This window comes from Sphingobium sp., assembly GCF_049304695.1.
Taxonomy (GTDB): Bacteria; Pseudomonadota; Alphaproteobacteria; order Sphingomonadales; family Sphingomonadaceae; genus Sphingobium.
Genome location: NZ_JBAQOK010000097.1, coordinates 22,014 through 47,964, shown reverse-complemented (window position 1 = coordinate 47,964; position 25,951 = coordinate 22,014). Strand labels below are relative to the sequence as shown.

At 62.6% G+C, this 25,951-nt stretch carries 26 protein-coding genes and 1 tRNA gene; 11 read left to right on the top strand and 16 right to left on the bottom strand.

Annotation, left to right across the window (positions count from 1 at the left end; all coding sequences use genetic code 11):
- Positions 1 to 15: 15 nt before the first annotated feature.
- The 14 genes from nuoG to WA070_RS20115 form a co-directional block, all read right to left on the bottom strand.
- Positions 16 to 2,046, bottom strand: a complete 2,031-nt coding sequence (gene nuoG / locus WA070_RS20180) for an NADH-quinone oxidoreductase subunit NuoG (protein WP_422635707.1) — start codon at positions 2,044 to 2,046, stop codon at positions 16 to 18.
- 2 nt (positions 2,047 to 2,048) lie between these two features.
- On the bottom strand, positions 2,049 to 3,392 hold the full coding sequence (nuoF, locus tag WA070_RS20175) for an NADH-quinone oxidoreductase subunit NuoF (protein WP_422635706.1): 1,344 nt from the start codon (positions 3,390 to 3,392) through the stop codon (positions 2,049 to 2,051).
- Complete coding sequence (locus WA070_RS20170) at positions 3,392 to 3,541, bottom strand: hypothetical protein (protein ID WP_422635705.1); 150 nt, start codon at positions 3,539 to 3,541, stop codon at positions 3,392 to 3,394. The genes nuoF and WA070_RS20170 overlap by 1 nt, the downstream gene beginning before the upstream one ends.
- Complete coding sequence (locus WA070_RS20165; protein ID WP_422635704.1) at positions 3,538 to 4,206, bottom strand: complex I 24 kDa subunit family protein; 669 nt, start codon at positions 4,204 to 4,206, stop codon at positions 3,538 to 3,540. Before WA070_RS20165 ends, WA070_RS20170 begins: the two co-directional genes overlap by 4 nt.
- On the bottom strand, positions 4,206 to 5,441 hold the full coding sequence (locus WA070_RS20160; RefSeq protein WP_422635703.1) for an NADH-quinone oxidoreductase subunit D: 1,236 nt from the start codon (positions 5,439 to 5,441) through the stop codon (positions 4,206 to 4,208). Before WA070_RS20160 ends, WA070_RS20165 begins: the two co-directional genes overlap by 1 nt.
- On the bottom strand, positions 5,441 to 6,250 hold the full coding sequence (locus tag WA070_RS20155; protein WP_422635702.1) for an NADH-quinone oxidoreductase subunit C: 810 nt from the start codon (positions 6,248 to 6,250) through the stop codon (positions 5,441 to 5,443). Before WA070_RS20155 ends, WA070_RS20160 begins: the two co-directional genes overlap by 1 nt.
- A 1-nt stretch (position 6,251) precedes the next feature.
- Positions 6,252 to 6,806: a NuoB/complex I 20 kDa subunit family protein gene (locus WA070_RS20150; RefSeq protein ID WP_422635701.1), complete on the bottom strand. Its 555-nt coding sequence runs from the start codon at positions 6,804 to 6,806 to the stop codon at positions 6,252 to 6,254.
- Positions 6,797 to 7,171, bottom strand: a complete 375-nt coding sequence (ndhC, locus tag WA070_RS20145; RefSeq protein WP_422635700.1) for an NADH-quinone oxidoreductase subunit A — start codon at positions 7,169 to 7,171, stop codon at positions 6,797 to 6,799. Before ndhC ends, WA070_RS20150 begins: the two co-directional genes overlap by 10 nt.
- A 129-nt stretch (positions 7,172 to 7,300) precedes the next feature.
- Complete coding sequence (locus tag WA070_RS20140; RefSeq protein ID WP_422635699.1) at positions 7,301 to 8,116, bottom strand: inositol monophosphatase family protein; 816 nt, start codon at positions 8,114 to 8,116, stop codon at positions 7,301 to 7,303.
- 37 nt (positions 8,117 to 8,153) lie between these two features.
- Positions 8,154 to 8,531 (bottom strand): hypothetical protein, encoded by a 378-nt coding sequence (locus WA070_RS20135; RefSeq protein ID WP_422635698.1) that lies wholly within the window; start codon positions 8,529 to 8,531, stop codon positions 8,154 to 8,156.
- Positions 8,531 to 9,094: an elongation factor P gene (gene efp / locus WA070_RS20130; RefSeq protein WP_422635697.1), complete on the bottom strand. Its 564-nt coding sequence runs from the start codon at positions 9,092 to 9,094 to the stop codon at positions 8,531 to 8,533. The genes WA070_RS20135 and efp overlap by 1 nt, the downstream gene beginning before the upstream one ends.
- Positions 9,095 to 9,198: 104 nt before the next feature.
- Complete coding sequence (locus tag WA070_RS20125) at positions 9,199 to 9,771, bottom strand: M23 family metallopeptidase (protein WP_422635696.1); 573 nt, start codon at positions 9,769 to 9,771, stop codon at positions 9,199 to 9,201.
- 7 nt (positions 9,772 to 9,778) lie between these two features.
- A complete protein-coding gene (locus WA070_RS20120) occupies positions 9,779 to 10,903 on the bottom strand; it encodes a L,D-transpeptidase family protein (RefSeq protein ID WP_422635771.1) in 1,125 nt (374 codons plus the stop codon).
- Positions 10,904 to 10,959: 56 nt separating this feature from the next.
- A complete protein-coding gene (locus tag WA070_RS20115; RefSeq protein ID WP_422635695.1) occupies positions 10,960 to 13,074 on the bottom strand; it encodes a malate synthase G in 2,115 nt (704 codons plus the stop codon).
- A gap of 209 nt (positions 13,075 to 13,283) precedes the next feature.
- On the opposite strand from WA070_RS20115, the gene WA070_RS20110 reads away from it, so the two are divergent.
- The 3 genes from WA070_RS20110 to WA070_RS20100 all read left to right on the top strand — a co-directional run bounded on the left by WA070_RS20110 (position 13,284) and on the right by WA070_RS20100 (position 17,314).
- A complete protein-coding gene (locus tag WA070_RS20110; RefSeq protein WP_422635694.1) occupies positions 13,284 to 14,189 on the top strand; it encodes a LysR family transcriptional regulator in 906 nt (301 codons plus the stop codon).
- A gap of 27 nt (positions 14,190 to 14,216) precedes the next feature.
- Positions 14,217 to 16,484 carry an NADP-dependent malic enzyme gene (locus tag WA070_RS20105; protein WP_422635693.1) on the top strand — a complete coding sequence of 756 codons (2,268 nt, stop codon included), beginning with the start codon at positions 14,217 to 14,219 and terminating at the stop codon, positions 16,482 to 16,484.
- 143 nt (positions 16,485 to 16,627) lie between these two features.
- Complete coding sequence (locus WA070_RS20100; RefSeq protein WP_422635692.1) at positions 16,628 to 17,314, top strand: L,D-transpeptidase family protein; 687 nt, start codon at positions 16,628 to 16,630, stop codon at positions 17,312 to 17,314.
- Here the strand turns inward: WA070_RS20100 and WA070_RS20095 are convergent, their stop codons facing one another.
- Complete coding sequence (locus tag WA070_RS20095) at positions 17,315 to 17,578, bottom strand: hypothetical protein (protein ID WP_422635691.1); 264 nt, start codon at positions 17,576 to 17,578, stop codon at positions 17,315 to 17,317. It abuts the gene before it with no gap.
- A 66-nt stretch (positions 17,579 to 17,644) separates the two neighbouring features.
- On the opposite strand from WA070_RS20095, the gene WA070_RS20090 reads away from it, so the two are divergent.
- Positions 17,645 to 18,781, top strand: a complete 1,137-nt coding sequence (locus WA070_RS20090; RefSeq protein WP_422635690.1) for a pyridoxal phosphate-dependent aminotransferase — start codon at positions 17,645 to 17,647, stop codon at positions 18,779 to 18,781.
- 108 nt (positions 18,782 to 18,889) lie between these two features.
- Here WA070_RS20090 and WA070_RS20085 read toward each other — a convergent pair.
- Positions 18,890 to 18,974: transfer RNA gene (locus WA070_RS20085), tRNA-Leu, on the bottom strand.
- Between the two features lie 150 nt (positions 18,975 to 19,124).
- On the opposite strand from WA070_RS20085, the gene WA070_RS20080 reads away from it, so the two are divergent.
- From WA070_RS20080 to WA070_RS20050, 7 genes are all read left to right on the top strand, one after another.
- Positions 19,125 to 19,574, top strand: coding sequence for a MerC domain-containing protein (locus WA070_RS20080; RefSeq protein WP_422635689.1), 450 nt, complete (start codon positions 19,125 to 19,127; stop codon positions 19,572 to 19,574).
- A 134-nt stretch (positions 19,575 to 19,708) separates the two neighbouring features.
- Complete coding sequence (gene zwf, locus WA070_RS20075) at positions 19,709 to 21,172, top strand: glucose-6-phosphate dehydrogenase (RefSeq protein WP_422635688.1); 1,464 nt, start codon at positions 19,709 to 19,711, stop codon at positions 21,170 to 21,172.
- Positions 21,165 to 22,991 carry a phosphogluconate dehydratase gene (gene edd / locus WA070_RS20070; protein WP_422635687.1) on the top strand — a complete coding sequence of 609 codons (1,827 nt, stop codon included), beginning with the start codon at positions 21,165 to 21,167 and terminating at the stop codon, positions 22,989 to 22,991. Before zwf ends, edd begins: the two co-directional genes overlap by 8 nt.
- A 111-nt stretch (positions 22,992 to 23,102) precedes the next feature.
- Positions 23,103 to 24,077, top strand: coding sequence for a glucokinase (glk, locus tag WA070_RS20065; protein WP_422635686.1), 975 nt, complete (start codon positions 23,103 to 23,105; stop codon positions 24,075 to 24,077).
- A 3-nt stretch (positions 24,078 to 24,080) separates the two neighbouring features.
- Positions 24,081 to 24,701, top strand: a complete 621-nt coding sequence (gene eda / locus WA070_RS20060) for a bifunctional 4-hydroxy-2-oxoglutarate aldolase/2-dehydro-3-deoxy-phosphogluconate aldolase (RefSeq protein WP_422635685.1) — start codon at positions 24,081 to 24,083, stop codon at positions 24,699 to 24,701.
- A 40-nt stretch (positions 24,702 to 24,741) separates the two neighbouring features.
- Positions 24,742 to 25,254 (top strand): hypothetical protein, encoded by a 513-nt coding sequence (locus tag WA070_RS20055; RefSeq protein ID WP_422635684.1) that lies wholly within the window; start codon positions 24,742 to 24,744, stop codon positions 25,252 to 25,254.
- A gap of 250 nt (positions 25,255 to 25,504) precedes the next feature.
- On the top strand, positions 25,505 to 25,852 hold the full coding sequence (locus WA070_RS20050; protein ID WP_422635683.1) for a hypothetical protein: 348 nt from the start codon (positions 25,505 to 25,507) through the stop codon (positions 25,850 to 25,852).
- Positions 25,853 to 25,951: the final 99 nt, after the last annotated feature.

Below are 25,951 nucleotides of genomic sequence, written 5' to 3'. Positions count from 1 at the left end.
TACGGATGCGCTGCATCATTCCGCCGCCTCCGCAAATTCAACCCCATGGACCAGTTCGGCCGAACATTGCTGCATCGTCGGACTAGCGCGGCAGATGGCGTTGGTCAGGTAGAAATCCTTGATCGGCGAACCCAGTTCACCGCTTGCGCCGGTCGGCAGCGATGGCAAGGACCAGCCATAACGAACAAGCCCTTCGACGCCCAGCGCAGGTACGGCCTGCACCATCTGAGCACGCAGCGCATCGAACGTATCGAACGGCAGTTTCGCGCCCATAACATCGGACAGCGCACGCAGGATCGACCAGTCCTCGCGGGCGTCGCCCGGCGCGAACACGGCCTTTTCACCACGCTGCACGCGGCCTTCCAGATTGACATAGGTGCCAGCCTTTTCGGCATAGCTCGCGCCCGGCAGGATCACGTCTGCCGCGTGCGCACCCTTGTCGCCATGGTGGCCGATATAGACTTTGAAACTGTCTTCGAACGCCGAATAATCCACCTCGTCCGCGCCCAGCGAGAAGAGCAGCTTGGGCTTGGCCGCAGCCACCGCCTTGATCCCGCCCTGCGTCGCATAGCCGAGCATCAGGCCGCCCATCCGCGCCGCCGCGAAGTGTACGACGTTATAGCCGTTCCAGCCCTGTCCCGAGCCTGTCGAAGTGGCATCCTTGATGAGGCCCAGCGTCTCGACCAGCGCCAGCGTGTCGCCATGCGCACCATCCTTGGCCAGCACGCCGCCGCCCACGATCATCGCTGGCCGCGCGGCCTTGCCGAACATCTCGACAACCGCTTCCGGCAGTTTAGCCAGTAACCCGGCATCGTTGCCCAGCCACTCGACCTTGTACGTCAGGTCGAACTCCGGCCCGATGCCAAAGACCTTCGCGCCCTTCTTGATCGCCTTGCGCAACCGCGTGTTCACCAGCGGCGCTTCCCAGCGCAAATTGGTGCCGACCAGCAGGATGACATCCGCCGTTTCCAGATCCGCCAGCGGTGTGTTGAACACCACCGACGACAGGCTCGACACGTCATAGGCAAGGCCGGTCTGACGGCCTTCCAGCATCGTGCCACCCAGCTTCTCAACCAGCGCGCGCCCTGCAAACATCGTCTCGCAATCGAGCAGATCACCCGCTACGCCCGCGACACTGCCGCCATGCCGAACGGCTGCTATTGCCGCAAATGCATCGTTCCAGGTCGCCGGAACCAGCTTGCCATCCAGCCTCACATAGGGCTTGTCGAGCCGCTTGCGCACCAGACCATCGACATTGTGCCGGGTCTTGTCTGACGCCCACTCCTCGTTCACGTCATCATTGATGCGCGGCACCGCGCGCAGCACCTGACGGCCCCGGCTGTCGAGCCGGATGTTGGTGCCGACCGCATCCATCACGTCGATCGCATGGGTCTTCTTCAATTCCCACGGACGCGCTTCGAACGCATAAGGCTTGCTTGTCAGCGCGCCGACCGGGCAAAGATCGACCACATTGCCCGACAATTCGCTCTTGGCGGCATGTTCGAGATAGGTGGTGATCTGCATATTTTCGCCGCGATAGATCGCGCCGATTTCCGGCACGCCCGCGACTTCCTCGGCAAAGCGCACGCAGCGCGTGCATTGAATGCACCGGGTCATGACCGTCTTGACGATCGGCCCCATATTCTTTTCGGTGACAGCCCGCTTATGCTCGTCATAGCGCGACGCGCCGCGACCATAGGCAACCGACTGGTCCTGCAAATCGCATTCGCCACCCTGATCGCAAATCGGACAATCGAGCGGGTGGTTGATGAGCAGAAACTCCATCACCCCTTCACGCGCCTTCTTGACCATCGCGCTGTCAGTGCGGATGTCCTGCCCTTCGGCTGCGGGTAGCGCACACGACGCCTGCGGCTTGGGCGGTCCGGGCTTCACTTCGACCAGACACATGCGGCAATTGCCCGCAATGGACAGCCGCTCATGATAGCAGAAGCGCGGAATTTCCTTCCCCGCCATCTCGCACGCCTGCAGGACCGTGGCGCCCGCAGGGACTTCGAGTTCTACGCCATCGACTTTGACTTTGGGCATGATTACTCCGCCGCCTCCATGATTGGGGCGCTACCCTTGTTTTCTGTGATCCGACGCTCGATCTCTGGCCGGAAATGCTTGATCAGCCCCTGAATCGGCCAGGCCGCCGCGTCGCCCAGTGCGCAGATGGTGTGGCCTTCGACCTGCTTGGTCACGTCGTGCAGCATGTCGATCTCGCGCAGGTCCGCGTCGCCTGTGCGCAGCCGTTCCATCACCCGCCACATCCATCCCGTGCCTTCACGGCATGGCGTGCATTGGCCGCATGACTCATGTTTGTAGAAATAGGAAAGCCGCGAAATGGCGCGGACGATGTCGGTGGACTTGTCCATGACGATGACCGCAGCCGTGCCAAGACCCGAACCGACAGCTTTCAACCCGTCGAAGTCCATCGGCGCTTCCATGATTTCGCGCGCAGGGACCAGCGGCACCGACGACCCGCCGGGGATGACCGCCAGCAGATTGTCCCAGCCTCCGCGAATGCCGCCGCAATGGCGATCGATCAGTTCGCGGAACGGGATCGACATGCTTTCTTCGACCACGCATGGCTTGTTCACATGACCGCTGATCTGGAACAGCTTGGTGCCGCGATTATTCTCTCGCCCGAAACCGTTGAACCACGCCGCGCCGCGCCGCAGGATCGTCGGCGACACTGCGATGCTCTCGACATTGTTGACCGTGGTCGGGCAACCATAGAGACCCGCACCCGCCGGGAAAGGCGGCTTCAGACGTGGCTGGCCCTTCTTGCCTTCCAGGCTTTCGATCTGTGCGGTTTCCTCGCCGCAGATGTACGCGCCCGCGCCGCGATGGACGAACACATCGAAATCATAGCCCGACCCACAGGCATTCTTGCCGATAAAGCCCTTGGCATAAGCCTGCTCGACCGCTGCGAACAGCACTTTGGCTTCGTAGATGAACTCGCCACGAATGTAGATATAGGCCGCCCGCGCCCGCATCGCAAAACCAGCGACCAGCGCACCTTCGATCAGCTTGTGCGGATCGTGGCGGATGATCTCCCGGTCCTTGCACGACCCCGGCTCGGATTCGTCGGCGTTGATCACCAGAAAGCTCGGACGGCCATCCTTGCTTTCCTTGGGCATGAAGCTCCACTTCATCCCGGTCGGGAAGCCCGCGCCGCCACGGCCGCGCAGGTTCGACGCCTTCATGATGTCGATGATCGCGTCCTGGCCCAGCGCCAGAAGATCCTTCGTATTGTCCCAGTCGCCACGCATGATCGCGGCGTCCACGCCCCAATCCTGAAAACCATGAACGTTCGTGAAGATGCGGTCCTTGTCGGACAACGGCCCGACAAAAGGCGCAGGCGCGGGAGGTGCGGTGTCGTCGGCCATTACCGGCCCTTTCCGATCAGTTTTTCAGCCACGAAATAGGCAAGCAGAGCCAACGCCAGCCCGATGACCAGACCCAGCACCGCGCCGATGATCTTGAGCGCGACCACGAACACGATGATGCCAAGGATGAGGGCGATGAGGGCGCTCACGCCCACTCCCCCCGATAGTCATGATTCTCGCTGACCATCTCTTTCAGCGTCGTTGGTCCGCCTTCGGGCGCACTCGTCTGACGGTCGATCTGCGGGCCGATCTTGGGCTGGCCACCGGCGGCCAGCGTCTCAAGGATCGCGCTCATGCTGTCATAGGTCAGATCTTCATAATTATCGTCATTGACCTGCACCATTGGCGCGTTGGCACATGCGCCCAGACACTCGACTTCGGTCAGCGTGAACAGGCCGTCGGGCGTCGTCGCGCCCTTGACCAGACCCTTGTTCTTGCACGCCGCGAATACATCGTCGGAGCCACGCAGCATGCACGGCGTCGTCCCGCACACCTGCACATGGTAACGGCCCACCGGCGCGAGGTTGTACATGGTGTAGAAGGTCGCGACCTCATAGACGCGCATATAGGGCATATCGAGCTGACGCCCGATATATTCCATCACCGGCACCGGCAGCCAGCCTTGCGTCTGCGTCTCCGCCCCCACCTGCCGCTGGGCAAGATCGAGCAGCGGCATGACCGCGGACTGCTGGCGACCGGCGGGATAGCGCGCAATGACGACCTTCGCCTGCTCCGCATTTTCCGCCGTCCACTCGAAATTGCCCCAGCGGGCGCGGGTCTCAACCTCATCAGGGATATGCACTGCATCAGCCATTAGCGATCACACTCCCCGAACACGATGTCCATGGCACCCAATACGGCGGTGGTGTCGGCCAGCATATGCCCCTTCATCATGAAATCCATCGCCTGCAAATGGCTGAACGCCGTCGGGCGGATTTTGCAACGATAGGGTTTGTTCGACCCGTCGCTGACCAGATAGACGCCGAACTCGCCCTTGGGGCTTTCGGTCGCGACATAGACTTCGCCCGCAGGCACATGGAAGCCTTCGGTGTAGAGTTTGAAATGGTGGATCAACGCTTCCATCGACCGCTTCATTTCGCCGCGCTTGGGCGGCACGACCTTGCGATCGAAGCTGGCGATCGGGCCGTCGGGCATTTCGTTGAGGCACTGTTTCATGATCCGCGCGGACTGGCGGACTTCCTCCACGCGCACCATGAACCGGTCATAGCAATCGAAATTCGTGCCGACCGGAACATCGAAGTCCATCCGGTCATACACGTCATAAGGCTGCGACTTGCGGATATCCCACGGGATCCCGCTGCCCCGGATCATCGGACCCGAAAAGCCCCATTTCAGCGCGTCTTCCTTCGACACGACGGCAATATCGACATTGCGCTGCTTGAAGATGCGGTTGTCGGCGACCAGAGAAATCGCATCCTCGAACAGGCGCGGCAGGCGCGTGTCGAGCCAGTCGGCGATGTCGGTCAGCAGCTTGAGCGGCACATCCTGATGTACGCCGCCGGGACGGAAATAGGCGCTGTGCATACGCGCGCCCGAAGCCCGCTCGAAGAAGTTCAGGCAATCCTCGCGAATTTCGAACATCCACAGGTTCGGCGTCATTGCGCCGACGTCCATCACATGGCTGCCAAGGTTGAGCATATGATTGCAGATGCGGGTCAGTTCCGCGAAAAACACGCGCAGATATTGCGCGCGCAGCGGCACTTCCAGATTCAGCAGCTTTTCGATCGCCAGCACATAGCTGTGCTCCATGCCCAGTGGCGAGCAATAGTCGAGCCGGTCGAAATAGGGCAGCGCCTGCAAATAGGTCTTATATTCGATCAGCTTTTCGGTGCCGCGATGGAGCAGGCCGACATGCGGATCGCACCGCTCGACGATTTCGCCCTCCAGCTCCATGACGAGGCGCAACACGCCATGCGCCGCAGGATGCTGGGGACCGAAGTTGATCGTATAATTCTGGATTTCCGTGTCGCCATAGGTCGGGTCGGCGGCGTCGGTATGATGATCCAGCTTTTCGAGATAATCGGACATTATGCCTTGTCCTCCGGCTTGGCGGCGCCCTTGCCTTCGTCGGTCGCGGCGGCAGGCTTGGCGGGCGCATCGGCGGACTTGGTTTCCGCCGCCTTATTCGCCGCTTCACCAGCGCCGGTGTCGGCCTTCTTCTCGGTCGTCTTGGGTGTGGACGGGGCCGGGGTAGCAGGCGCGGGCGTCGGCGCGCCGGGCGCTTCACCCTTCGCCTTCTCGTCGCCGGGCAGGATATATTCCGCACCTTCCCATGGCGACATGAAATCGAAGCTGCGGAAATCCTGCGCCAGCTTCACTGGCTCATAGACGACGCGCTTATCCTCTTCGGAATAGCGCAGTTCGACATAGCCGGTCAGCGGAAAGTCCTTGCGCTGCGGATGCCCGCGAAAACCATAGTCGGTCAGGATGCGGCGCAGGTCGGTATTGCCGTCGAACACGACGCCATACATGTCGAACACTTCGCGTTCCAGCCAGCCAGCGACCGGCCAGATGTGCGTGACGGTCGGCACCGCCGTATCTTCGTCGGTAGACAGCTTCACGCGCACGCGATGGTTCCGCGTGACGGACAACAGATGATAGACCACCTCGAACCGCTCAGGGCGATCGGGATAATCGACGCCCGCGATTTCCATCAACTGCTGATATTGCGCTTCATCACGCAAGGCCGTCAGCGCCTGCGCAATGCTGTCGCGCTGCACGACGAAAGTCAGTTCGTCGGCATGGTCGACAGTCTCGATCAGCATCGAACCAAGGATTCCTTCGATCTGCTTCGCGATTCCGTCGATGGTCGCGATTCTGGGTGCGGAATGGCCCATATTAACGCTCTATCGTCCCGATCCGGCGGATTTTCCGCTGCAACTGCATCACGCCGTAGAGCAGCGCTTCGGCAGTGGGCGGGCAACCCGGTACATAAATGTCCACCGGCACGATCCGGTCGCAACCGCGCACCACGGAATAGCTATAGTGATAATAGCCGCCGCCATTGGCACAACTGCCCATCGAAATCACATATTTCGGATTGGACATCTGGTCGTAAACCTTGCGCAACGCGGGGGCCATCTTGTTGCACAGCGTACCGGCAACGATCATGACGTCGGACTGACGCGGGGACGCGCGTGGCGCAGCGCCGAAACGCTCCATGTCGTAACGCGGCATGTTGACGTGGATCATCTCGACCGCGCAGCAGGCGAGGCCAAACGTCATCCACCACAGCGATCCGGTCCGCGCCCAAGTGAACAGGTCTTCGGTCGACGTGACCAGAAAGCCCTTGTCGCTGACTTCGCTGTTCAGCGCATTGAAGAAGTCCTGATCAGGCTGGGTGCCGACGGGCGGCAATGTGCCGGGGGCCGGATTATAGAGTTCTACTCCCAATCGAGCGCTCCCTTCTTCCACGCATAGACGAGGCCAAGCACAAGCTCCGCTATGAAGATCATCATCGTCGCCCAGCCGGCCCAGCCGATCTGGTCGAGGCTTACCGCCCAGGGAAACAGGAACGCCGCTTCAAGATCGAAGATGATGAAGAGAATGGCGACCAGATAGAAGCGCACGTCAAACTGGCTGCGCGGCTCCTCGAACGCGGGAAAGCCGCATTCATATTCGGACAGCTTCGCCGGGTCTGGCGCATGTGCGCCCGTCAGGCGCCCCACCAGCATTGGCAGGAACACGAATGTCCCGGACAGCAGCAAGGCAATCCCTAAAAAGAGCAGGATCGGCAGATATTGGGCAAGATCGACCAACGGATTCCCCTGGGCGAAAAGGTTGTTGGGGGCGCTTTAGTCCTGCTGCATATGCGAAGCAAGGGGCCAAGCCGGTGAGAATGAATCGCAAAAAGGTTAGGTGCCTGAAGCGCTTGGCCCTTTGAGACGTTAGCGCAATGCGCTGGCAACAAGCTTGTGCAACTTGCTGTGAATGGCGTCGTTGCCCGCCACCACTTCCTTGCGTTCGATCACATTGTCGCCGCCCCGGAAATCGCTGACGAAACCGCCCGCTTCACGCACCAGCAACAAGCCGGCAGCCACATCCCATGGCTGAAGCCCGCTTTCCCAATAGCCGTCATATCGACCCGATGCCACATGTGCGAGATCGAGCGAGGCAGCACCAAAACGGCGGATACCCGCAACTGATGGCGCAACCGCGCCAAAGATCCGCGTCCACTCCGCAATGTCGCCATGACCCATGAAAGGAATGCCCGTCGCGATCACGCAATCGGCCATGTCACGCCGCGCCGACACACGCAGCCGCTGATCGTGTCGCCACGCCCCCCGGTTCTTTTCCGCCCAATAGCTTTCGTCGGTGAACGGCTGATAGATCAGGCCCGTCGTAATCTCGCGCTTGCCGCTGCCATATTGCGGCTCCTCCACCGCGATGGAAATGGCGAAATGCGGGATGCCGTGCAGGAAGTTGGTGGTGCCATCGAGCGGATCGATGATCCAGCGCGGCTTGGTCGGATCGCCCTCGATCACACCGCCTTCTTCCAACAGGAAACCCCAGTCGGGTCGCGCCCGCTGCAATTCCTCGACCAGTGTCTTTTCGGCCTGATGGTCGGCCTTGGACACGAAATCAGCCGGACCCTTGCGGGACACCTGCAAATGCTCGACCTCGCCGAAATCGCGGCGCAGCTTGCCACCCGCCTTGCGCGCGGCGCGCTCCATGACGGTAAGTAGGCCAGAATGAGATACCATGGGTCTTACTCCGCCGCCCCGGTGGACGGCCTGTTGATTATTTCTTCGGGGCGGGCGCGGTCGGCGCAGCAGGCCGAAAGCCGCATACGCCCGCGATCACGACCAGCATCTGCGACGCATCCTTCCGGTCGATCTTGCCCGGATTGGCGGCGATCACCTTGTCGGTCGCTTCGCTGATCTTCGATACCGGATTGGCGTACATGCATTCGAACAGCGCGTTCTTCACTGGCTGTTCGACCGAGTCCGATTGCAATGCGCTGGTGATGACGCGCAGCACGCCCGCCGCATCGGCGATCTGCGCCTTGGACGGCGCAGCTTTCGCCGCACCCTTGGCCGCTGCCTGTGCATGGGCCGCGACCGGCGTCATGCCGACGGCCAGGATGGCGACCAGCGCCTTGCTGCGCGCGAACCGCATCACTCTGCGCGCTTCACATATTCGCGGGCATATACGTCCACGACGATCCGCGTGCCGCTGACGATATGCGGCGGCACCATGACCCGCACGCCATTGTCCAGAATCGCGGGCTTGTAGCTGGCCGAGGCGGTCTGCCCCTTCACCACGGCGTCGGCCTCGACCACCGTCGCTTCGATCGTGTCGGGCAACTGCACCGAAATCGGGCGTTCCTCGTACATTTCCAGAGTCACTTCCATACCGTCCTGCAGGAAATCGGCGGCATCGCCCAGCAATTCGGACGGCAGGTTGATCTGCTCGTAATTTTCATTGTCCATGAACACCAGCATGTCGCCTTCGGCATACAGATACTGGAAATCCTTGGTGTCCAGCCGGATGCGCTCGACGCTTTCGGCGGAGCGGAAACGGACGTTGTTCTTTCGCCCGTCGATCAGGTTTTTCAGTTCCACCTGCATATAGGCGCCGCCCTTGCCGGGCTGGGTGTGCTGAATTTTGACAGCGCGCCACAGGCCGCCTTCATATTCGATATTGTTGCCGGGACGAATGTCCACGCCGCTGATCTTCATGGGAAGGCCTGCCTGTATGCTTAAGGTGAAAAGAGCCGCGCCTTCTTGTGCAAAAGGCTGGCAGCGCCTCTACATCCATAGGGGGATGAGGGCAAGGGGGCGGCTTACCGTCCCTCCGCCAGCAACGGATAGGGATTGATCGCCCGCCCGCCATGCCATGGTTCGCCCGGCCGCATCGCGTGGATCGCGAAATGCAGGTGGGGTGCAATGGGATCGGCATTGCCGGTACTGCCAACGCTGCCGATCCGCTGGCCCCGCCGCACGGCCTGCCCTTCATGCAATCCAGGCGCATAAGCGTCGAGATGCGCATAATAGAAAATCGCCCGCCCGTCCGACGACCGTTCGTAAATGGTCCGCCCGCCATCGTGGCTCCAGAACAGTTTCTCGATCCTGCCGTCGCGCGCCGCCAGCACCGCCCTGCCCCGCGCCGCCATGATGTCGATCGCATCGTGCGCCCGCGCGCCGCTCGCCCGCGCCTGCATGAAGGTGTCAGTCAGCGCAGAAGGCGGCACGCCCTCGACGGGAATGGTCATCGGGCCGCTATCGAACGCAACGTGCGGCGCATCCGCCGTCACTGGCGCACCAGCCGGCACGATGCGCACGCAGAAATGCGCGAACGCCACGCATCCCACCAATGCCAGAGCGATGCCGCCCCATGCCCGGCCCGACAGCCTCATGCCGTCCTCATTCCTGGAATTTCGCCTTGATCCCGCCCTTGACCATCTGCGCCAGCCTTGCCGCGTCCCAGTTGGTCAGGCGGATGCAGCCATGGCTTTCGGTCCGGCCGATCGTCTGCGGTTCGGGCGTCCCATGAATACCATAATGATCCTTGGACAGATCGATCCACACCACGCCAACCGGGCCGTTGGGACCGGGCCGCAGCAGCGCCTTCTTGTCGGTGGACGCCGCGTCCCAGAACAATGATGGATTATAATGATAGTCGGGATTACGGCTCACCCCCTTGATCGTCCATTCGCCCAGCGGCAACGGATCATGCTGCGACCCCATGGTCGCGGGGAATTGCGCGATCAGCTTGCCGTCCGCGCCATAGACCTTGAGCAGCCCTTCGGATTTGTCCACGACCAGATGATCCGCCTGCGGCTGATCCTTCGCCACGCCAAGGCTGGCCAGCGTATCGCCCCATCCGCGCTCGTCGCCCTCGATCTTCGCCACCGGCTGGTTGGGAATGGCGGGCACGCGGATCACCGTCCCTGCGCCCACCTTCGTATCGGGCGTATTCAGCGCGATCAGCGCCTCGGGCGTGGTATGAAACCGCTCCGCCACCTTTTCGAGCAGGTTGCGATAAGTCAGCGCAGGGAGTTTCGCCTTCTCGCTCATCTCTTTGGGCATCGCAAAGAACGGCCCGCGCGCGAAGCCTTCGGGTATCCGCACCAGCCAGGTGGTGGGAAGCGCCTCCCCCTTTATGAGGGCGGCTGATGTTTTCTCGTCATATTTACCCGTCACAGGCAAATCATTGGCCTGTTGGAACCCGCGCAGAGCCGCTTCGAAGGACATGCCTTCGCGGCCATCCAGCACCCCCGGCGTAAAGCCATGCCGGTCCAGCGCCACCTGCGCCTGAAGGATGGAGTTGGGCTGGAACGGCCGCCCGCCCGGTTCGGCAACGACGGCAAAGGCATAGGGATCGTCCGACACCGTGGGCGACACCGCAGGCGGCGCACTCCCCGGCTGGCCCCGCTGTGTCGACTGCCCGGCAGGCTGGCTGCTATTGGCGTCCGTCACCGACACATCGCACGCCGAACACAGCAGCGCGGCAAGCAGCAGGGTCTGTTTCAAAATCGTCTCTCCCATCAAATCGATGAAAGAACGCACCGGGCCGCCAAAAGCTGCGTCCCGGCGCGCCTGTTTCAGGCAGGCTCCAAAGCCGCCTGCGCCTTCGCGCGCGCGCGCCACGCATGCAGCAACGGCTCGGTATAACCGCTCGGCTGCTCCAATCCTTCGAACACCAGCGCCCGCGCCGCCTGAAACGCCAGACTCTGCGCCTCTCGCCCGCTCATCGGTTGATAGAGCGGATCGCCCGCATTCTGCGCATCGACCTTGGCCGCCATCCGCATCAGCGCCGCGTCGATCTGCTCCCCCGAACAAACGCCATGCAGCATCCAGTTGGCCATATGCTGCGAGGAAATGCGCAGCGTCGCGCGATCCTCCATCAGGCCGACGTCATGGATGTCGGGCACCTTGGAACAGCCGACACCCTGATCGATCCACCGGACGACATAGCCCAATATGCCCTGCGCATTATTGTCCAGTTCCTGCGCGATCTCTTCTTCCGACCAGTTGCGTGCCGTCGCGACCGGGATCGCCAGCAACCGGTCGAGCGAAGCAACGTCCTCCGCCGCACGCTCGGCCTGCCGGGCAAACACATCGACGCGATGATAGTGCGTCGCGTGCAACGTCGCGGCCGTGGGCGAAGGCACCCATGCCGTATTCGCGCCGCTCATCGGATGGCCGATCTTCTGCTCCAGCATGTCGGCCATGCGATCGGGCGCGGCCCACATGCCCTTGCCAATCTGTGCGCGGCCCGACAGCCCGCACGCCAGCCCGATCTGGACATTGCGATCCTCATAGGCCGCGATCCAGTCGCTCGCCTTCATCTCACCCTTGCGGATCATCGGCCCGGCCTGCATCGACGTGTGCATCTCGTCACCCGTGCGATCCAGAAAGCCGGTGTTGATGAAGACGATCCGGTCGCGCACGGCATGGATGCAGGCGGCCAGATTGGCCGACGTCCGCCGCTCCTCGTCCATCACCCCGACCTTGATCGTATGGCGCGCCATCCCCAGCATATCCTCGATCGCGTCGAACAGCCGGTTGGTGAACGCAGCTTCATCCGGTCCATGCATCTTGGGTTTGACGATATAGATGCTGCCCGCCCGGCTATTGCCGCCTTCGCGCTGCAAATCATGCATGGCGATCAGGCTGGTGACGATGCCGTCCAATATCCCCTCTGGCGCTTCCCCACCATCGGGCAGCAGGATCGCAGGCGTCGTCATCAGATGGCCGACATTGCGCACGAACAGCAGGCTGCGTCCCGGCAACGTAAAGCTGCGGCCGTCCGGCGCAAAATAGCTGCGATCCGGGTTCAGCGCCCGCGTCATCATCGCGCCGCCCTTTTCGAACGTCTCGGTCAGGTCCCCCTTCATCAGGCCCAGCCAGTTGGCGTAGGCCGCAACCTTATCCTGCGCATCGACCGCCGCGACCGAATCCTCCAGATCGCAGATCGCCGTCAGCGCCGACTCCAATATGACGTCGGCTATGCCAGCCGGATCGTTTGCGCCGATGGGATGATCGGCATCGAAGACAAGCTCGATATGCAGCCCATTATGCCGAAACAGTCGCCCCTTCTCGCTCTTCCCGACATATTGCGCGGGATCGGCCAGAGCGATGGCATCGCTCGTCAGATCGGCCCAGCGCCCGGACGCCAGCGGAACCGCCTCATCCAGAAACGCCTTGGCCCAAGCGATGACCTGTCCGCCCCGAGCCGCATCATATCCCTTGCCCGTCGCCCCGCCGGGAATCGCATCCGTCCCATATAGCGCGTCGTACAGGCTGCCCCACCGCGCATTGGCAGCGTTGAGCAGGAAGCGCGCATTCAGGATCGGCACGACCAGTTGCGGCCCCGCCAATCGCGCAACCTCATCATCGACATTCTCGCTACCGATCGTAAAGGGCGCAGGTTCGGCGACCAGATAGCCGATCTCGCGCAGGAACGCCTGATAGCCGGGCGCGTCATGCGGCTTCCTCTTACGCGCTTCATGCCAGCCATCAATCTGCGCCTGAAGCGTATCGCGTGTGCGCAGCAACGCAGCATTCTCCGGCGCGAAACGGGCATAAAGAGAGGCGACGCCGTTCCAGAAACCGTCTGTTGCAATCCCGGTCCCCGGCAAGGCGCGATCCTCAACGAACGCCACCAAAGACTGCGCAACCCGAAGTCCTGCCCTGTCGATCATCCGTTCGCTCATCGCTCTTCTCCCAACCGCACTATCTCCGTCATTCCCGCCCTTCGACTGACTGCTCGCAGCAGTCGATCAGGATAAACTACGGCGGGAACCCATCTCCGAACCATCCCCGCCTGCGCGGGGAAGGCGAATGTTGAAATGGAAATAGCCGATTCCCATTATGCCGTATATCTGCTATTATACAAAAACAGTCATTCCTATGGTGAACGAATATGATGGACCCCGACCACGAACTGTTCGTCAACATAGTCGATGAAGGCGGCCTCGCAGCAGCCGGTCGCCGCCTCCATATCTCGCCTGCCATGATGTCCAAACGCCTCGCCCGGCTGGAGGAGCGACTGGGCGCGCGCCTCATCCATCGCACCACGCGTCGTCTGGCGCTGACCCCGGCGGGTGAGCGCCTGCACGCCGACTTGTGCAGCATCCTTGCGGCGCTGGACGATGCGGAGCGCCGCGTGTCGGGAACATCGACGATCGCGTCGGGCGCACTGCGCGTCACCGCGCCGACCTCCTTCGGCCGCATCCACCTCGCGCCCTATCTGCAACGCTTTATCGACGCCCATCCCAGGGTGGATTTGAGCATTAATCTGTCCGACGATTTCACCGACCTGATCGACAGCCGCACCGATCTGGCAATCCGCATCACCGCCGATCCCGGACCGGGCCTCACCGCGCTCAGGCTGGCCACCAACCGACGCATCCTCTGCGCGGCGCCCGCCTATCTCGACCGCTTCGGCACGCCGAAAACGGTGGCGGACCTCAAAAACCATCGCCTGCTCGCTGCCGACGGACAAATGCCCTGGCGGCTGGGCGGGCCAAAACGTGCCGTCACGGTGGAGGGACGCAGCCATGTCCGCACCAACAGCAGCGAACTGGTGCGCGAACTCACGCTCGCAGGCGGGGGCATTGCGCTACGCTCGCTCTGGGATATCAGCGCATCGCTCGCGCGCGGCGATGTTCGGCAGATCCTGCCGGATTACGAAGGGTCGGCAGATGTCGGCCTGTTCGCAATCCATTTGCCGCAGCATAATCCCCCCGCCGCCATCTCCGCCTTCATCGCATTTCTTGTTACGCTTTATGTCCCGACAGCCCCTTGGGACCGCATTGGGTTGCCCTAGGCAAACACAGGCTCTAAGGCCGCGCGCATGGACGACAACACACGCCGCGCCGCCCTCGACTATCACCGCTTCCCGCAACCGGGAAAGCTGCGGATAGAACCGACCAAGAGAATGGTGAACCAGCGCGATCTCGCGCTCGCCTACTCGCCCGGCGTCGCCGCGCCCTGCATGGAAATAGCCGCCGATCCCGACAAGGCGCTGGACTATACCGCGCGCGGTAATCTGGTCGCAGTCATCTCCAACGGCACCGCCGTTCTGGGCCTCGGCGCGATCGGCGCGCTGGCGTCCAAACCGGTGATGGAGGGCAAGGCTGTCCTCTTCAAGAAATTCGCCGACATCGACGTGTTCGACATCGAACTCGACACCACCGACCCGGACGCGTTCGTGGAAGCCGTCGCCTTGATGGAGCCGACGTTCGGCGGCATCAATCTGGAAGACATCAAGGCACCTGAGTGTTTCGCGATCGAAGCGCGCCTGAAGGAGCGGATGAACATTCCGGTCTTTCATGACGACCAGCATGGCACCGCCATCGTCGTCGCCGCCGCCGTGCGCAACGCGCTGGTGTTGCAGGGCAAGACGCTGGCCGACGCGAAGCTGGTGACATCGGGCGCTGGCGCGGCCGCGCTTGCCTGCGTCGATCTGCTCGTCTCCATGGGCCTGCCGATCGAAAACGTCACCATGACGGACAAGGATGGCGTGATCCATTCGGGCCGCGAAGGCATGCTACCCAATATGGCGCGCTATGCCCGCACCACTAACGCGCGCACCCTGCCCGACGTGCTGCCGGGCGCGAACCTGTTTCTGGGCCTCTCCGCGCCGGGCGTGCTGAAACCCGAATGGCTGCCGCTCATGGCGCCTAATCCGCTCATCTTCGCGCTCGCCAACCCGGAACCGGAAATCCGGCCCGAAGCCGCGCGCGAAGTCCGCCCCGACGCGATCATCGCCACGGGTCGTTCGGACTATCCGAACCAAGTCAACAACGTCCTGTGCTTCCCCTATATCTTCCGTGGAGCACTCGATTGCGGCGCGACGCAGATCAACGAAGCGATGAAGGCCGCCGCCGCCGAAGCCATCGCCGCGCTCGCCCGCCTGCCCGCGCATGACAGCGTGGCGCAGGCCTATGGCGGGCGCAGGCTGGTGTTCGGCCCGGACTATATCATCCCCACCCCGTTCGACCCGCGCCTGATCGGGGAAATCGCCGTCGCCGTCGCGCGCGCAGCGATGGACAGCGGCGTCGCTCGCCGTCCGCTAGACCTCGACGAATATCGCCGCAGCCTCACGCGCCAGAACGCCCGTTCGGGCCAGTTGATGCTGCCCGTGTTCGAAGCCGCACGCGGCGGCCAGCGTCGCATTGCCTATGGCGAGGGCGAGGATGAGCGCGTGCTGCGCGCGATACAGGACGCACTGGACGAAGGCATTGTCCGCCCAGTCATCGTTGGCCGTCGCCGCATCCTCGATCGAAAACTGCCTGACCTTGGCCTGCGTTTCGAGCTGGGCCGCGATGTCGAGGTGATCGATCCCGAAACCGATCATGAAGTCATGAGCGAACTGGTGGAGGGCTATCGCGCCGTCGCCGCGCGCCGGGGCGTGCCAGCCGCCGAAATCATCCGTCATGTCTATCGCCGCCCGACCGTGACCGCCGCCATGCTGCTGCGCACCGGTCGCGTCGATGCTGCGCTGGTTGGGGGCAACAGCGAATATTGGGGCCAGGTCGAACATGTCCTGCGCATCATCGACCGTGTACCGGGGCAAAGTCGCGTCTATGCGCTGTCGGGCCTGATCCTCGACGCAGGCGCGCTGTTCATCACCGACACCCATATGGTGCCAAACCCGACGCCCGAACAGATCGCCGAAATGACCCTGCTAGCCGCAACCGAACTCAAGCAATTCGGCCTCGTCCCGCGCGTAGCGCTCCTGTCCCACTCCAACTTCGGCGCATCGCACAGCGACAGCGCGCGCAAGATGCGCACCGCCATGAAACTGGTGCGCCAGGCCGCGCCTGATCTTGCCGCAGATGGCGAAATGCACGCCGATGCCGCGCTTAGCCAGGCGCTGCGCGAAAAGCTGATCCCAGACACCCGGTTCGAAGGACCGGCCAATCTTCTCGTCATGCCCAATCTGGATGCCGCGAACATCACCCTTACCGCGCTCTCCGCCTCGTCCAGTTCGCCTACCGTCGGTCCGATGCTGATGGGCCTGTCGCAGCCGATCCACGTCCTCACCCCCGGCGTAACATCACGCGGCATTCTAAACCTCACTGCCATCGCCGCTGCCGAAGTCGCCCGCGAAGCCTAAACTTAACCTTTTCCTGCCATAACGATCCTCCCCTGCAAGGGGAGGTGGCAGGCGAAGCCTGACGGAGGGGTGTCCCCCAACGAAACGGACACAGCCTTCGTCTCTGGCCCAGCCCCAAACATGACGTAGCGCAAAGGACGAACATGGCGGGACTGCTGAAAGCGATGGCAAAGACAGCCGGACCCAAGCTGGCGATCGGCGCAGCGCTCGTCGCGATCGGCGCACTCGTGACCGGCTGGATCGACCGCCCGGCAGCGGAGGAAACCAAGCCCGCGCCTGCCCCGCACGCCGCCCCTGAAGCCGCGCCGCCCCCCGCCAAGCCCGCCGAACGCCGCAGCGATCAGCCCATGACGCTCGACCCCCGCGCCCTGACCGTCAAGCGCGTGCTCAAGATCGACGGTCCCTTCCGCCACGGCGATTATGCCTGGGACGAAAAGGGCGCGCCCGCCACCGGGCCGGTCATCATCACCGTCGATCTGCGCGCACAAACCCTGTCCGTCTTCCGCGCAGGCTATGAAATCGGGGCCGCCGTCATCCTCTATGGCGCAACCGACAAGCCCAGCCCGCTTGGCGCATTTCCCATCACCCAAAAAGACGCCGATCACGTCTCCAACCTCTATGACGCGCCCATGCCCTATATGCTGCGCCTGACCAGCGACGGCGTCGCCATCCATGGCAGCAACGTCAAATGGGGCAATGCCACCCATGGCTGCATCGGCGTGCCGACACCCTTCGCCAAAAAACTGTTCGCCGCCACGAAGCTGGGCGATATCGTCGTCATCACCAACGGCAAGCGGCTGGACGTCAGCAAGGCACAGGTCGGCGGCTGATCATTCCTGAGGCTTGTGCTTCGAAAACAGATAGCGCCACACGCCGATCGCGTTGATGAACAGCAGCGCGACATTCTGCCAGCCGATCCCTTCGCTGTCCTGCGCCAGAAATCCCCAAAGGATCAGCGCGATCGAACTGGTGACGAACAGGACGAACGCCCATCCGGTGATCCGCCGACCAAAGTTCAACGAAACAACCAGCGCGGCGAGAGTCGCAGCACCGGCGCCATAATATTGCAAGGCAGTGAGCAGGCTGTCATTCATCGCTCCCCAACGTCGCGCGCCATCCCAAGGTTGCAGCCTCCCCCACCCATCTTTACGGCAGGCGGCATGATATCCACCATCGCCCCCTTCCATGCCATCGCCATCAGCCGCGAAGCCCATGCGCTCGAAGCGCAGGGTCGGTCCATATTGCACATGGAGTTCGGCCAGCCATCGACCGGCGCACCCGCCGCCGCGATCGCCACCGCGCACCATGTCCTCGACACCGATCCGATGGGCTATTGGGAAAGCCCGGCGCTCAAGGACCGGATCGCCCTTCACTATCAACAACGTCATCGCGTCGCCGTAGACGCGGAGCGGATTTTCCTGACCTGCGGCGCATCGCCAGCACTGGTCCTGGCCCTGACCAGCCTGTTCGCCCCCGGCGCGCGCGTTGCGACGGCGCGGCCCGGCTATGTCGCCTATCGCAACACGCTAAAGGCGCTCTATCTCCAACCGCTGGAAATCGAGTGCGGCGCTGCGCAGCGTTATCAGATCGGCGCAGACGCGCTGTCCGCTATAGACCCTGCGCCCGACGGCCTGATCCTCGCCAGCCCAGCGAACCCGACCGGCACGATCATCCCCGCCGACGAACTGGCAAGGATTGCAAAGGTCTGCGCCGCGCGAAACATCCGCATCATCTCGGATGAAATCTATCACGGCCTCTCGTTCGGCGAACCTGCCCACTCGATGCTGGAATTTGCGCCCGACGCAGTGATCGTGAACAGCTTCTCCAAATATTTCAGCATGGCCGGATGGCGGCTGGGCTGGATCGTCGTGCCAGAAGCGCTGATCGACGCGGCCCGCGCGCGGATGGGCAATCTGTTCCTGACGCCGCCTGTCCTTGCGCAAAAGGCGGGCCTGACCGCGTTCGATTGCACGACGGAACTGGACTGCCATGTCGAAACCTATCGCCGCAATCGCCAGTTGCTGCTCGACGCCCTGCCCGCGCTCGGCCTTGGCACCATCGCGCCCCCGGACGGCGCTTTCTACATCTATGCCGACATCGGCCACCTGACCAACGACAGCCTCGTCTTCTGCCAAAAGCTATTGCGCGACACAGGCGTCGCCACCGCACCCGGCATAGATTTCGATCCAGTCGACGGCCACCGCTTCATGCGCTTCAGCTTCGCGGTATCCACCGACAGGGTGGAGGACGCCATTGCCCGCATGATCCCCTGGTTTCAGGCGCAGCCAAAGATGTAAGTAACCATGGGCCGCACGGGGCCAAAAAGCCAATGGGCCGCCCCGGTTCATGCGAAAATGTCCGGGGTCCGGGATACGACGGCCCAGCGTTTTGAGGCCAAGCAATAATGGTGCGGGCGGTCGGAATCGAACCGACACTCCTTGCGGAACCGGATTTTGAGTCCGGCGCGTCTACCAGTTTCACCACGCCCGCACGGCTGGGAGTGGCCAGATGACAAAATCCGTCGCCGCCGTCCAGCCGAAAAAGAAACAGAGTGCGGAAAAGCATCGAACTGCCATTGAACAAACCAACAGCCCCACCTAAATAGGATATGTTATATCATTGAATTTCGTTGGACGATCCATGACTTATGAAACGCGCTGTGCCGCCGGTTTAAGTGGCGATGCAGCAGTCGCGCCCTGCAACAAACGCGAATCCCGCTGGCTCGACGGCTTTGCCCTATGCGCCTCATCGCTATGTACGCTCCACTGCCTGGGCCTGCCGCTGTTGTTCGCCCTATTACCGGCGTTTGCGGACCAAATTGATCCGGGCGAATCTTTTCACATCATCATGCTCGCTCTCGCCATCCCAACCAGCCTGTTCGCCCTTATCCAGAGCGGGCGCAGGCATGGCGACGTCCGCCCTCTATGCCTTGGGTCGGTCGGCCTGCTTGCCATGACGTTCGGTGCATTCCTCGCTGCTACCGCCCTGACCGAAACATTATGGACCGTATCGGGCAGCCTCCTTCTGGCCGGCGCCCATATCCTCAACTGGCGGCGCAATCGCATTGGCAAAACGCACGGGGACCGCTGATTTAGAACGCTATTCACGTCTGGGGCGTTGCGTCCGTGCGCATGCCCCTATAGCCTCACTTGCGCTCTGTTCCGCGCGCGTTATAAGGCGTCATCGTGCAGATATAGATACATTTAACGGAAAAGGACCATCCTTTGACCGAACCGTCTGCCACGTTCCTGCTCTTTGGTGCTACCGGCGATCTTGCCCGCCGCATGATATTTCCCTCGCTCTACAATCTGCTGTCCGACGGCCTGCTGCCTGACGACTTCTGCATTGTCGCTTCTGGCCGTTCCGAAATGGACGACGATGCCTTTCGCGCCGATGTGGACGCCGCGCTACAAAAATTCCTGGCGGCGGACCTCTATGATGCCGACACCGCGAAGACATTTGGCATGATGATCCAGTATCAGCCTGTCGAAGCAGGCAATGCCGACCAGTTCGCCAAACTGGCCGAACGGATCGACGGGCGGCTGGAACGCGGCCTGTCGGTCTATCTCTCCACGCCACCCTCCCTCTTTGCCCCTACCGCGCAGGGACTGGCCGCCGCTGGTCTCATCACGCCCAGGACGCGGATCGCGATGGAAAAGCCGATCGGCAAGGATCTCGCCTCCTCCAAGCAGGTCAACGACGGCATCGGCGCGCTGTTCGCGGAAGAACAGATTTTCCGCGTCGATCATTATCTGGGCAAGGAAACGGTCCAGAACCTGCTGGCGCTACGCTTCGGCAATCTGATGTTCGAACCGCTGTGGAACGCGACGGGTATCGACCATGTCCAGATCACCGTGGGCGAAACTGTCGGGCTGGAAGGGCGCGTCTCCTATTATGATGGCGTCGGCGCGCTGCGCGACATGGTGCAGAACCACATGCTCCAGATCCTGTCGATCATCGCGATGGAGCCGCCCGCCCGCATGGATCCCACCGCCGTGCGGGATGAAAAGGTCAAGGCGCTGCGCTCGCTGCGCCCCATGACTGCCGAAACCGTCAAGACGCATAGCGTGCGCGGTCAATATACGCCCGGTGCCGTGGGCGGCGAAATCGTCACTGGCTATGCCGACGAACTGGGCCAGCCGTCCGGCACGGAAACCTTCGTCGCGCTCAAAGCCTATATCGACAACTGGCGGTGGCAGGGCGTGCCATTCTACCTGCGCACCGGCAAGCGGATGCCCGCGCGCCAGTCCGAAATCATGATCCAGTTCAAACCCGTGCGCCATTCGATCTTCGGTCGTGACGGCCACGGTTCTGGCCTCGACGCCAATACGCTCATCATCCGGCTGCAACCCGACGAACATATCCGCCTGACCATCATGAGCAAGCGGCCGGGGCTGGAGCGACAGGTGCATCTGGAAGAAGTGACGCTCGACGTGTCGCTGACAGCCGCCTTTGCCGGGCAGCGCCGCCGCATCGCCTATGAACGGCTGATCCTCGACCTGCTGGCAGGCGACCAGACCCTGTTCGTGCGCCGTGACGAGGTGGAGGCGCAATGGACATGGATCGATTCGATCATCGACGGGTGGAAGGACGCAAATATGAAGCCTGCCGCCTATTCTTCGGGGAACTGGGGTCCGTCGTCGGCCATTGCCCTTATCGAACGTGATGGAGCAAGCTGGCATGACTGAACTGAACCCGGTAATCGCCAAGGTCACGGACCGCATCGTGCAACGCAGCGCCAAGTCGCGTCTGAAATATCTCGACCTCATCGAACGGGGCCGCGATGCGGGCACCAACCGCGATCAGCTCTCGTGCGGCAATCTGGCCCATGCCTTCGCCGCCAGTGGCGAGGATAAGGGCGTCATCCGAACCGGTGCTGCCATGAACATCGGCATCGTCACAGCCTATAACGACATGCTGTCGGCGCATCAGCCCTATGGCCGCTACCCCGAACAGATCAAGATCGCCGCCCGCGAAGTCGGCGCGACGGCGCAGGTCGCAGGCGGCGTCCCCGCCATGTGCGACGGCGTGACGCAGGGGCAGTCGGGCATGGAACTCTCGCTGTTCAGCCGCGACACCATCGCCCTGTCGACCGCCGTGGCGCTCAGCCATGCGATGTTCGAGGGCGTCGCTATGCTCGGCATCTGCGACAAGATCGTGCCGGGCCTGCTGATGGGCGCGCTGCGCTTTGGCCATCTGCCTACGATCCTGATCCCCGCTGGCCCCATGCCGTCCGGCCTCGCCAACAAGGAAAAGGTTCGCATCCGGCAGCTCTATGCCGAGGGAAAAGTGGGCCGCGACGAACTGCTGGAATCGGAAAGCGCCAGCTATCATGGCGCTGGCACCTGCACTTTCTATGGCACCGCCAACAGCAACCAGATGATGATGGAAGTCATGGGCCTGCACATGCCCTGCGCCTCCTTCGTCAACCCCGGCACGAAGTTGCGCGCCGAACTGACCCGCGCCGCCACGCATCGGCTGGCCAGCATCGGATGGGACGGCGATGATTATAGGCCCATCGGCCACTGCGTCGATGAAAAGGCGATCGTCAACGCGATCATCGGCCTGATGGCAACCGGCGGATCGACCAATCACGCCATCCACCTGCCCGCCATCGCCCGCGCGGCGGGCATCCATATCGACTGGACCGACTTTGCCGAAATATCGGACGTCGTGCCCCTGCTCGCCCGCGTTTATCCCAACGGATCGGGCGACGTGAACCATTTCCATGCGGCGGGCGGCATGTCGTGGATCATCCGCGAACTGCTCGACAACGGCTTGCTCCACCGCGACATCATGACCGTCGCGCGCGCCGACATGACCGATTATGGCAAGGAACCGGTGCTGGAAAATGACGCGCTGACGTGGCGCGACGTGCCGGAATCGCGCGACGAAAACATGCTGCGCCCGGTCTCCAATCCCTTCAGCGCGGATGGCGGCATGAAGCTGCTGACCGGCAACCTCGGTCGCTGCGTGATGAAGGTCAGCGCCGTCGATCAGGACCGCTGGACCATCGAAGCCCCCGCCGCCGTCTTCGACAATCAGGACGATGTGCTGCGCGCGTTCAAGGCAGGCGAGCTGGAGCGCGACGTAGTGGTCGTCGTCCGCTTCCAGGGGCCAAAGGCCAACGGCATGCCCGAACTGCACAAGCTGACCCCGGCGCTGGGCGTATTGCAGGATCGCGGCTTCCGCGTCGCGCTGCTCACTGACGGGCGCATGTCCGGCGCGAGTGGCAAAGTGCCTGCCGCCATCCACCTCTCGCCCGAAGCACTGGGCGGCGGCCCCATCGGCAAGCTGCGCGATGGCGACATGGTGCGGGTCTGCGCGCAGGACGGCATGGTCGAAGCGTTGGTCGACGCGACCGAGTGGGACGCCCGCACCATGACCACCCCGCCCCCGGCCCCCTACGACACAGGCCGCGAACTCTTCGCCCTGTTCCGCCATCACAGCGACTTGGCCGAAAGCGGCGCCTCTGCCCTACTCGCTGCGATGGAAACAGAAATATAACCACTCCGTCATCCCAGCGAAGGCTGGGATCTCCCTTCTTCTTACCTCGCGCGGAAAGAAGAGAGATGCCAGCCTACGCTGGCATGACACACAGAATAACGGGATGCCCTGATGACCAATATCATCGCCGCCGACATTGGCGGCACCAACGCCCGCTTCGCCCGCGCGTCGCTCGACGACCATGGCGTGCCCACCCTCGGCACCGTGCGCAAATATAAGGTCGCCGATTATGCCAGCCTGCAATCCTGCTGGCACGCTTTCGCGCAGGACGAGGCCAAAGACAGCGCTGGTGACTTGCCCGACGCCGCCTCCATCGCCTTCGCCACCGCGATCGGACGCGACGTCATCAAGCTGACGAACAGTAGCTGGGTCATCCACACTAAGACGCTCGCCGCCGACCTTGGCGTACGCACCGTCCGGCTGGTCAATGATTTCGAAGCGGTCGCCCATGCCGTCTCGCGTTTGCCGCCTGAAAACCTGCCACTCCTGTTTGGCGAAGATCGCCCCTTTCCCACCGACGGCGGCGTCACCATCCTTGGCCCCGGCACCGGGCTTGGCGTGGCGATGATCGCCTATGATCAGGGGCATCCCCACGTCATCGCGACCGAAGGCGGCCATCTCGACTTCGCCCCGCTCGACCAGTTGGAGGAGAAAATCCTCGCCTATCTGCGCGACAAATTCCTGCGTGTCTCGACAGAGCGGATCGTGTCCGGCCCCGGCCTCAATTATATCTACAAGGCGATGGCCACCATCGGCCATGACCGCGTCATGCTGATGGAAGACCCCGAATTATGGCAGGCCGCCCTCGAAGGGACAGACCCCTTCGCCCGCGCCGCGCTCGAACGCTTCTGCCTGTGCTACGGATCGGTCGCTGGCGACCTCGCGCTCGCGCACGGTCCCCATGGCGTCGTGCTGGCGGGCGGCCTGACGCAGCGGATGCGCGACTTCCTGCCGCACAGCGGTTTCCACACCCGTTTCAAGGCCAAGGGCCGGTTCGAAAGCCTGATGGCCGGCGTACCGATCCGCATGGCCATCCATGATGAAATCGGCCTGTTCGGGGCCGCCGCTGCCTTTAGGGAGAAATAAGCCATGAGCAAACTGACCGTCGAACAGGTGATGGAACTCGCGCCCGTCATTCCCGTGCTGGTTATCGACCGGGTCGAGGACGCGCTGACCATCGCCCGCGCGCTCGTCGCCGGTGGCCTGCCCGCGCTGGAAGTGACTCTGCGCACTCCCGCCGCGCTGGACGTGATCCGCGAAATGGCCAAGGTCGAGGGCGCAGTCGTGGGCGCAGGCACCGTCCTGAACCCGGCCGACCTCGACGCCGCGATGGAGGCAGGCGCGCGCTTCATCGTCAGCCCCGGCCTGACCAAACCGCTGGGCAAGGCCGCCATCGCCGCCAAAATCCCCTTCCTCCCCGGCACCGCCACCGCCGCCGACATCATGCGCGGCATGGACATGGGCCTGACCCATTTCAAATTCTTCCCCGCCGAAACATCGGGCGGCCTGCCTGCATTGAAAGCCCTCGCCGCGCCGCTGCACACCGCCCGCTTCTGCCCCACCGGCGGCATCACCGCCAAAAGCGCGCCCGAATGGCTGGCCCAACCCTTCATCAAATGCGTCGGCGGCAGCTGGGTCGTGCCAAAGGGACCAGTGGACGCGGAAAAGATCGAAGCGTTGGCCCGCGAAGCTGCATCGTTGCCCCGATGACGCCATTGCACCACAAGCCCCGCCATCCTAGATCAGCGCCATGAATCCCAGCCGCTATCTCACCGCTTTCGCCCTGATGCTGTCCGGCTGCGCCGGCGAGCCGCAAACCTATCCCTCGCTGGCCAAGCGTCCGGTCGAAAGCGCGCCCATAGCCCAACCCGCCCCGCCGCCTCTCCCCGTCGAGGCGGACGCAGCGCTGAACGCGGAACTGGCCAAATATGTCGCGCAGGCAGACAAGGGCCGCACCGCCTTCGACGCCGCTTATGCCAAAGCGCAAAAGGCCGTGGGCGCAGCATCCGGCGCAGCAGTATCGAGCGATAGCTGGGTCGCCGCGCAGGTCGCGATCAGCAGCCTGGAAGCCGCCCGCAACGACAGCGTATCGGCGCTGGCCAGCCTCGACACCCTCTACGTCCAGCGCACCAACGCCTTAGCCGACGGCAAGGCGCGCGGCGGCCTGACGGAAATAGAAACCGCCCGCTCGGCCACCCTCACCAGCGTAGACCAACAAAACGACCGCATAGACGCCATGAAGGCAAAACTACGCCAACCCTGAAAAATCCTCCGCTTTAAGGTTCGGCAGAGGCACGTGACTCTGCCAAAGGGGACCACCAGCGGAGCTGGTGGTGGAGGGGTGTCGCCCTATCGAGAGGACTACACCCCTCCGTCTGGCCTCCGGCCATCCACCTCCCCTTGCAGGGAAGGATGACGCGAGACGACCAATTTTCGGCATTCTAATAATTATAGCATATGCTCGCTAGCGGAAATCCAAAGTTTGCCTTAAGCCGCTGGCTGGAAGGATTGCCATGATGAAGTCGATCATCAGATGGATGGATCGAGATTGGGCCGTCCGGCGCTACAACCCCGTCTTTGCGTTTGCTCAACGGTTCGTTTGGGGCGTTCCGGTCATGTTGAGCATCGCGCTGATTGGGATACTTGAGATCATCGGCTTGCCTAGTAATGGACCAACTTCCACGATCATTTTGGTCCTAGGGGGGGTCGGCATGTTCGTCGTCATGCTCGTCTCAATGTATCGTTGGGCCAAAGGCTACGGTCAGACGAGTTTTCAAGAGCGGCAAGCGAACACCCACCGTGACAAGGTGTCGGAGCGGTCGGCATCGATCCGAAATTGGATTTGGCCAAACGGCAGTTAACCCCGATTTTTCGCTCAATACCGGACGTCCTCCTTCCCACCCAAACCCGTCATTCCCGCGAAGGCGGGAACCCATCTCCCACCCTCTCGGCAAGGTGAA

Bases quoted from the DNA above. Each gene is read 5' to 3' on its own strand.
- nuoG (WP_422635707.1), bottom strand. From the start codon at position 2,046: ATGCCCAAAGTCAAAGTCGATGGCGTAGAACTCGAAGTCCCTGCGGGC.
- nuoF (WP_422635706.1), bottom strand. From the start codon at position 3,392: ATGGCCGACGACACCGCACCTCCCGCGCCTGCGCCTTTTGTCGGGCCG.
- WA070_RS20165 (WP_422635704.1), bottom strand. From the start codon at position 4,206: ATGGCTGATGCAGTGCATATCCCTGATGAGGTTGAGACCCGCGCCCGC.
- WA070_RS20160 (WP_422635703.1), bottom strand. From the start codon at position 5,441: ATGTCCGATTATCTCGAAAAGCTGGATCATCATACCGACGCCGCCGAC.
- WA070_RS20155 (WP_422635702.1), bottom strand. From the start codon at position 6,250: ATGGGCCATTCCGCACCCAGAATCGCGACCATCGACGGAATCGCGAAG.
- WA070_RS20140 (WP_422635699.1), bottom strand. From the start codon at position 8,116: ATGGTATCTCATTCTGGCCTACTTACCGTCATGGAGCGCGCCGCGCGC.
- WA070_RS20135 (WP_422635698.1), bottom strand. From the start codon at position 8,531: ATGCGGTTCGCGCGCAGCAAGGCGCTGGTCGCCATCCTGGCCGTCGGC.
- efp (WP_422635697.1), bottom strand. From the start codon at position 9,094: ATGAAGATCAGCGGCGTGGACATTCGTCCCGGCAACAATATCGAATAT.
- WA070_RS20125 (WP_422635696.1), bottom strand. From the start codon at position 9,771: ATGAGGCTGTCGGGCCGGGCATGGGGCGGCATCGCTCTGGCATTGGTG.
- WA070_RS20120 (WP_422635771.1), bottom strand. From the start codon at position 10,903: ATGGGAGAGACGATTTTGAAACAGACCCTGCTGCTTGCCGCGCTGCTG.
- WA070_RS20115 (WP_422635695.1), bottom strand. From the start codon at position 13,074: ATGAGCGAACGGATGATCGACAGGGCAGGACTTCGGGTTGCGCAGTCT.
- WA070_RS20110 (WP_422635694.1), top strand. From the start codon at position 13,284: ATGATGGACCCCGACCACGAACTGTTCGTCAACATAGTCGATGAAGGC.
- WA070_RS20105 (WP_422635693.1), top strand. From the start codon at position 14,217: ATGGACGACAACACACGCCGCGCCGCCCTCGACTATCACCGCTTCCCG.
- WA070_RS20100 (WP_422635692.1), top strand. From the start codon at position 16,628: ATGGCGGGACTGCTGAAAGCGATGGCAAAGACAGCCGGACCCAAGCTG.
- WA070_RS20095 (WP_422635691.1), bottom strand. From the start codon at position 17,578: ATGAATGACAGCCTGCTCACTGCCTTGCAATATTATGGCGCCGGTGCT.
- WA070_RS20090 (WP_422635690.1), top strand. From the start codon at position 17,645: ATGATATCCACCATCGCCCCCTTCCATGCCATCGCCATCAGCCGCGAA.
- WA070_RS20080 (WP_422635689.1), top strand. From the start codon at position 19,125: ATGACTTATGAAACGCGCTGTGCCGCCGGTTTAAGTGGCGATGCAGCA.
- edd (WP_422635687.1), top strand. From the start codon at position 21,165: ATGACTGAACTGAACCCGGTAATCGCCAAGGTCACGGACCGCATCGTG.
- glk (WP_422635686.1), top strand. From the start codon at position 23,103: ATGACCAATATCATCGCCGCCGACATTGGCGGCACCAACGCCCGCTTC.
- eda (WP_422635685.1), top strand. From the start codon at position 24,081: ATGAGCAAACTGACCGTCGAACAGGTGATGGAACTCGCGCCCGTCATT.
- WA070_RS20055 (WP_422635684.1), top strand. From the start codon at position 24,742: ATGAATCCCAGCCGCTATCTCACCGCTTTCGCCCTGATGCTGTCCGGC.
- WA070_RS20050 (WP_422635683.1), top strand. From the start codon at position 25,505: ATGATGAAGTCGATCATCAGATGGATGGATCGAGATTGGGCCGTCCGG.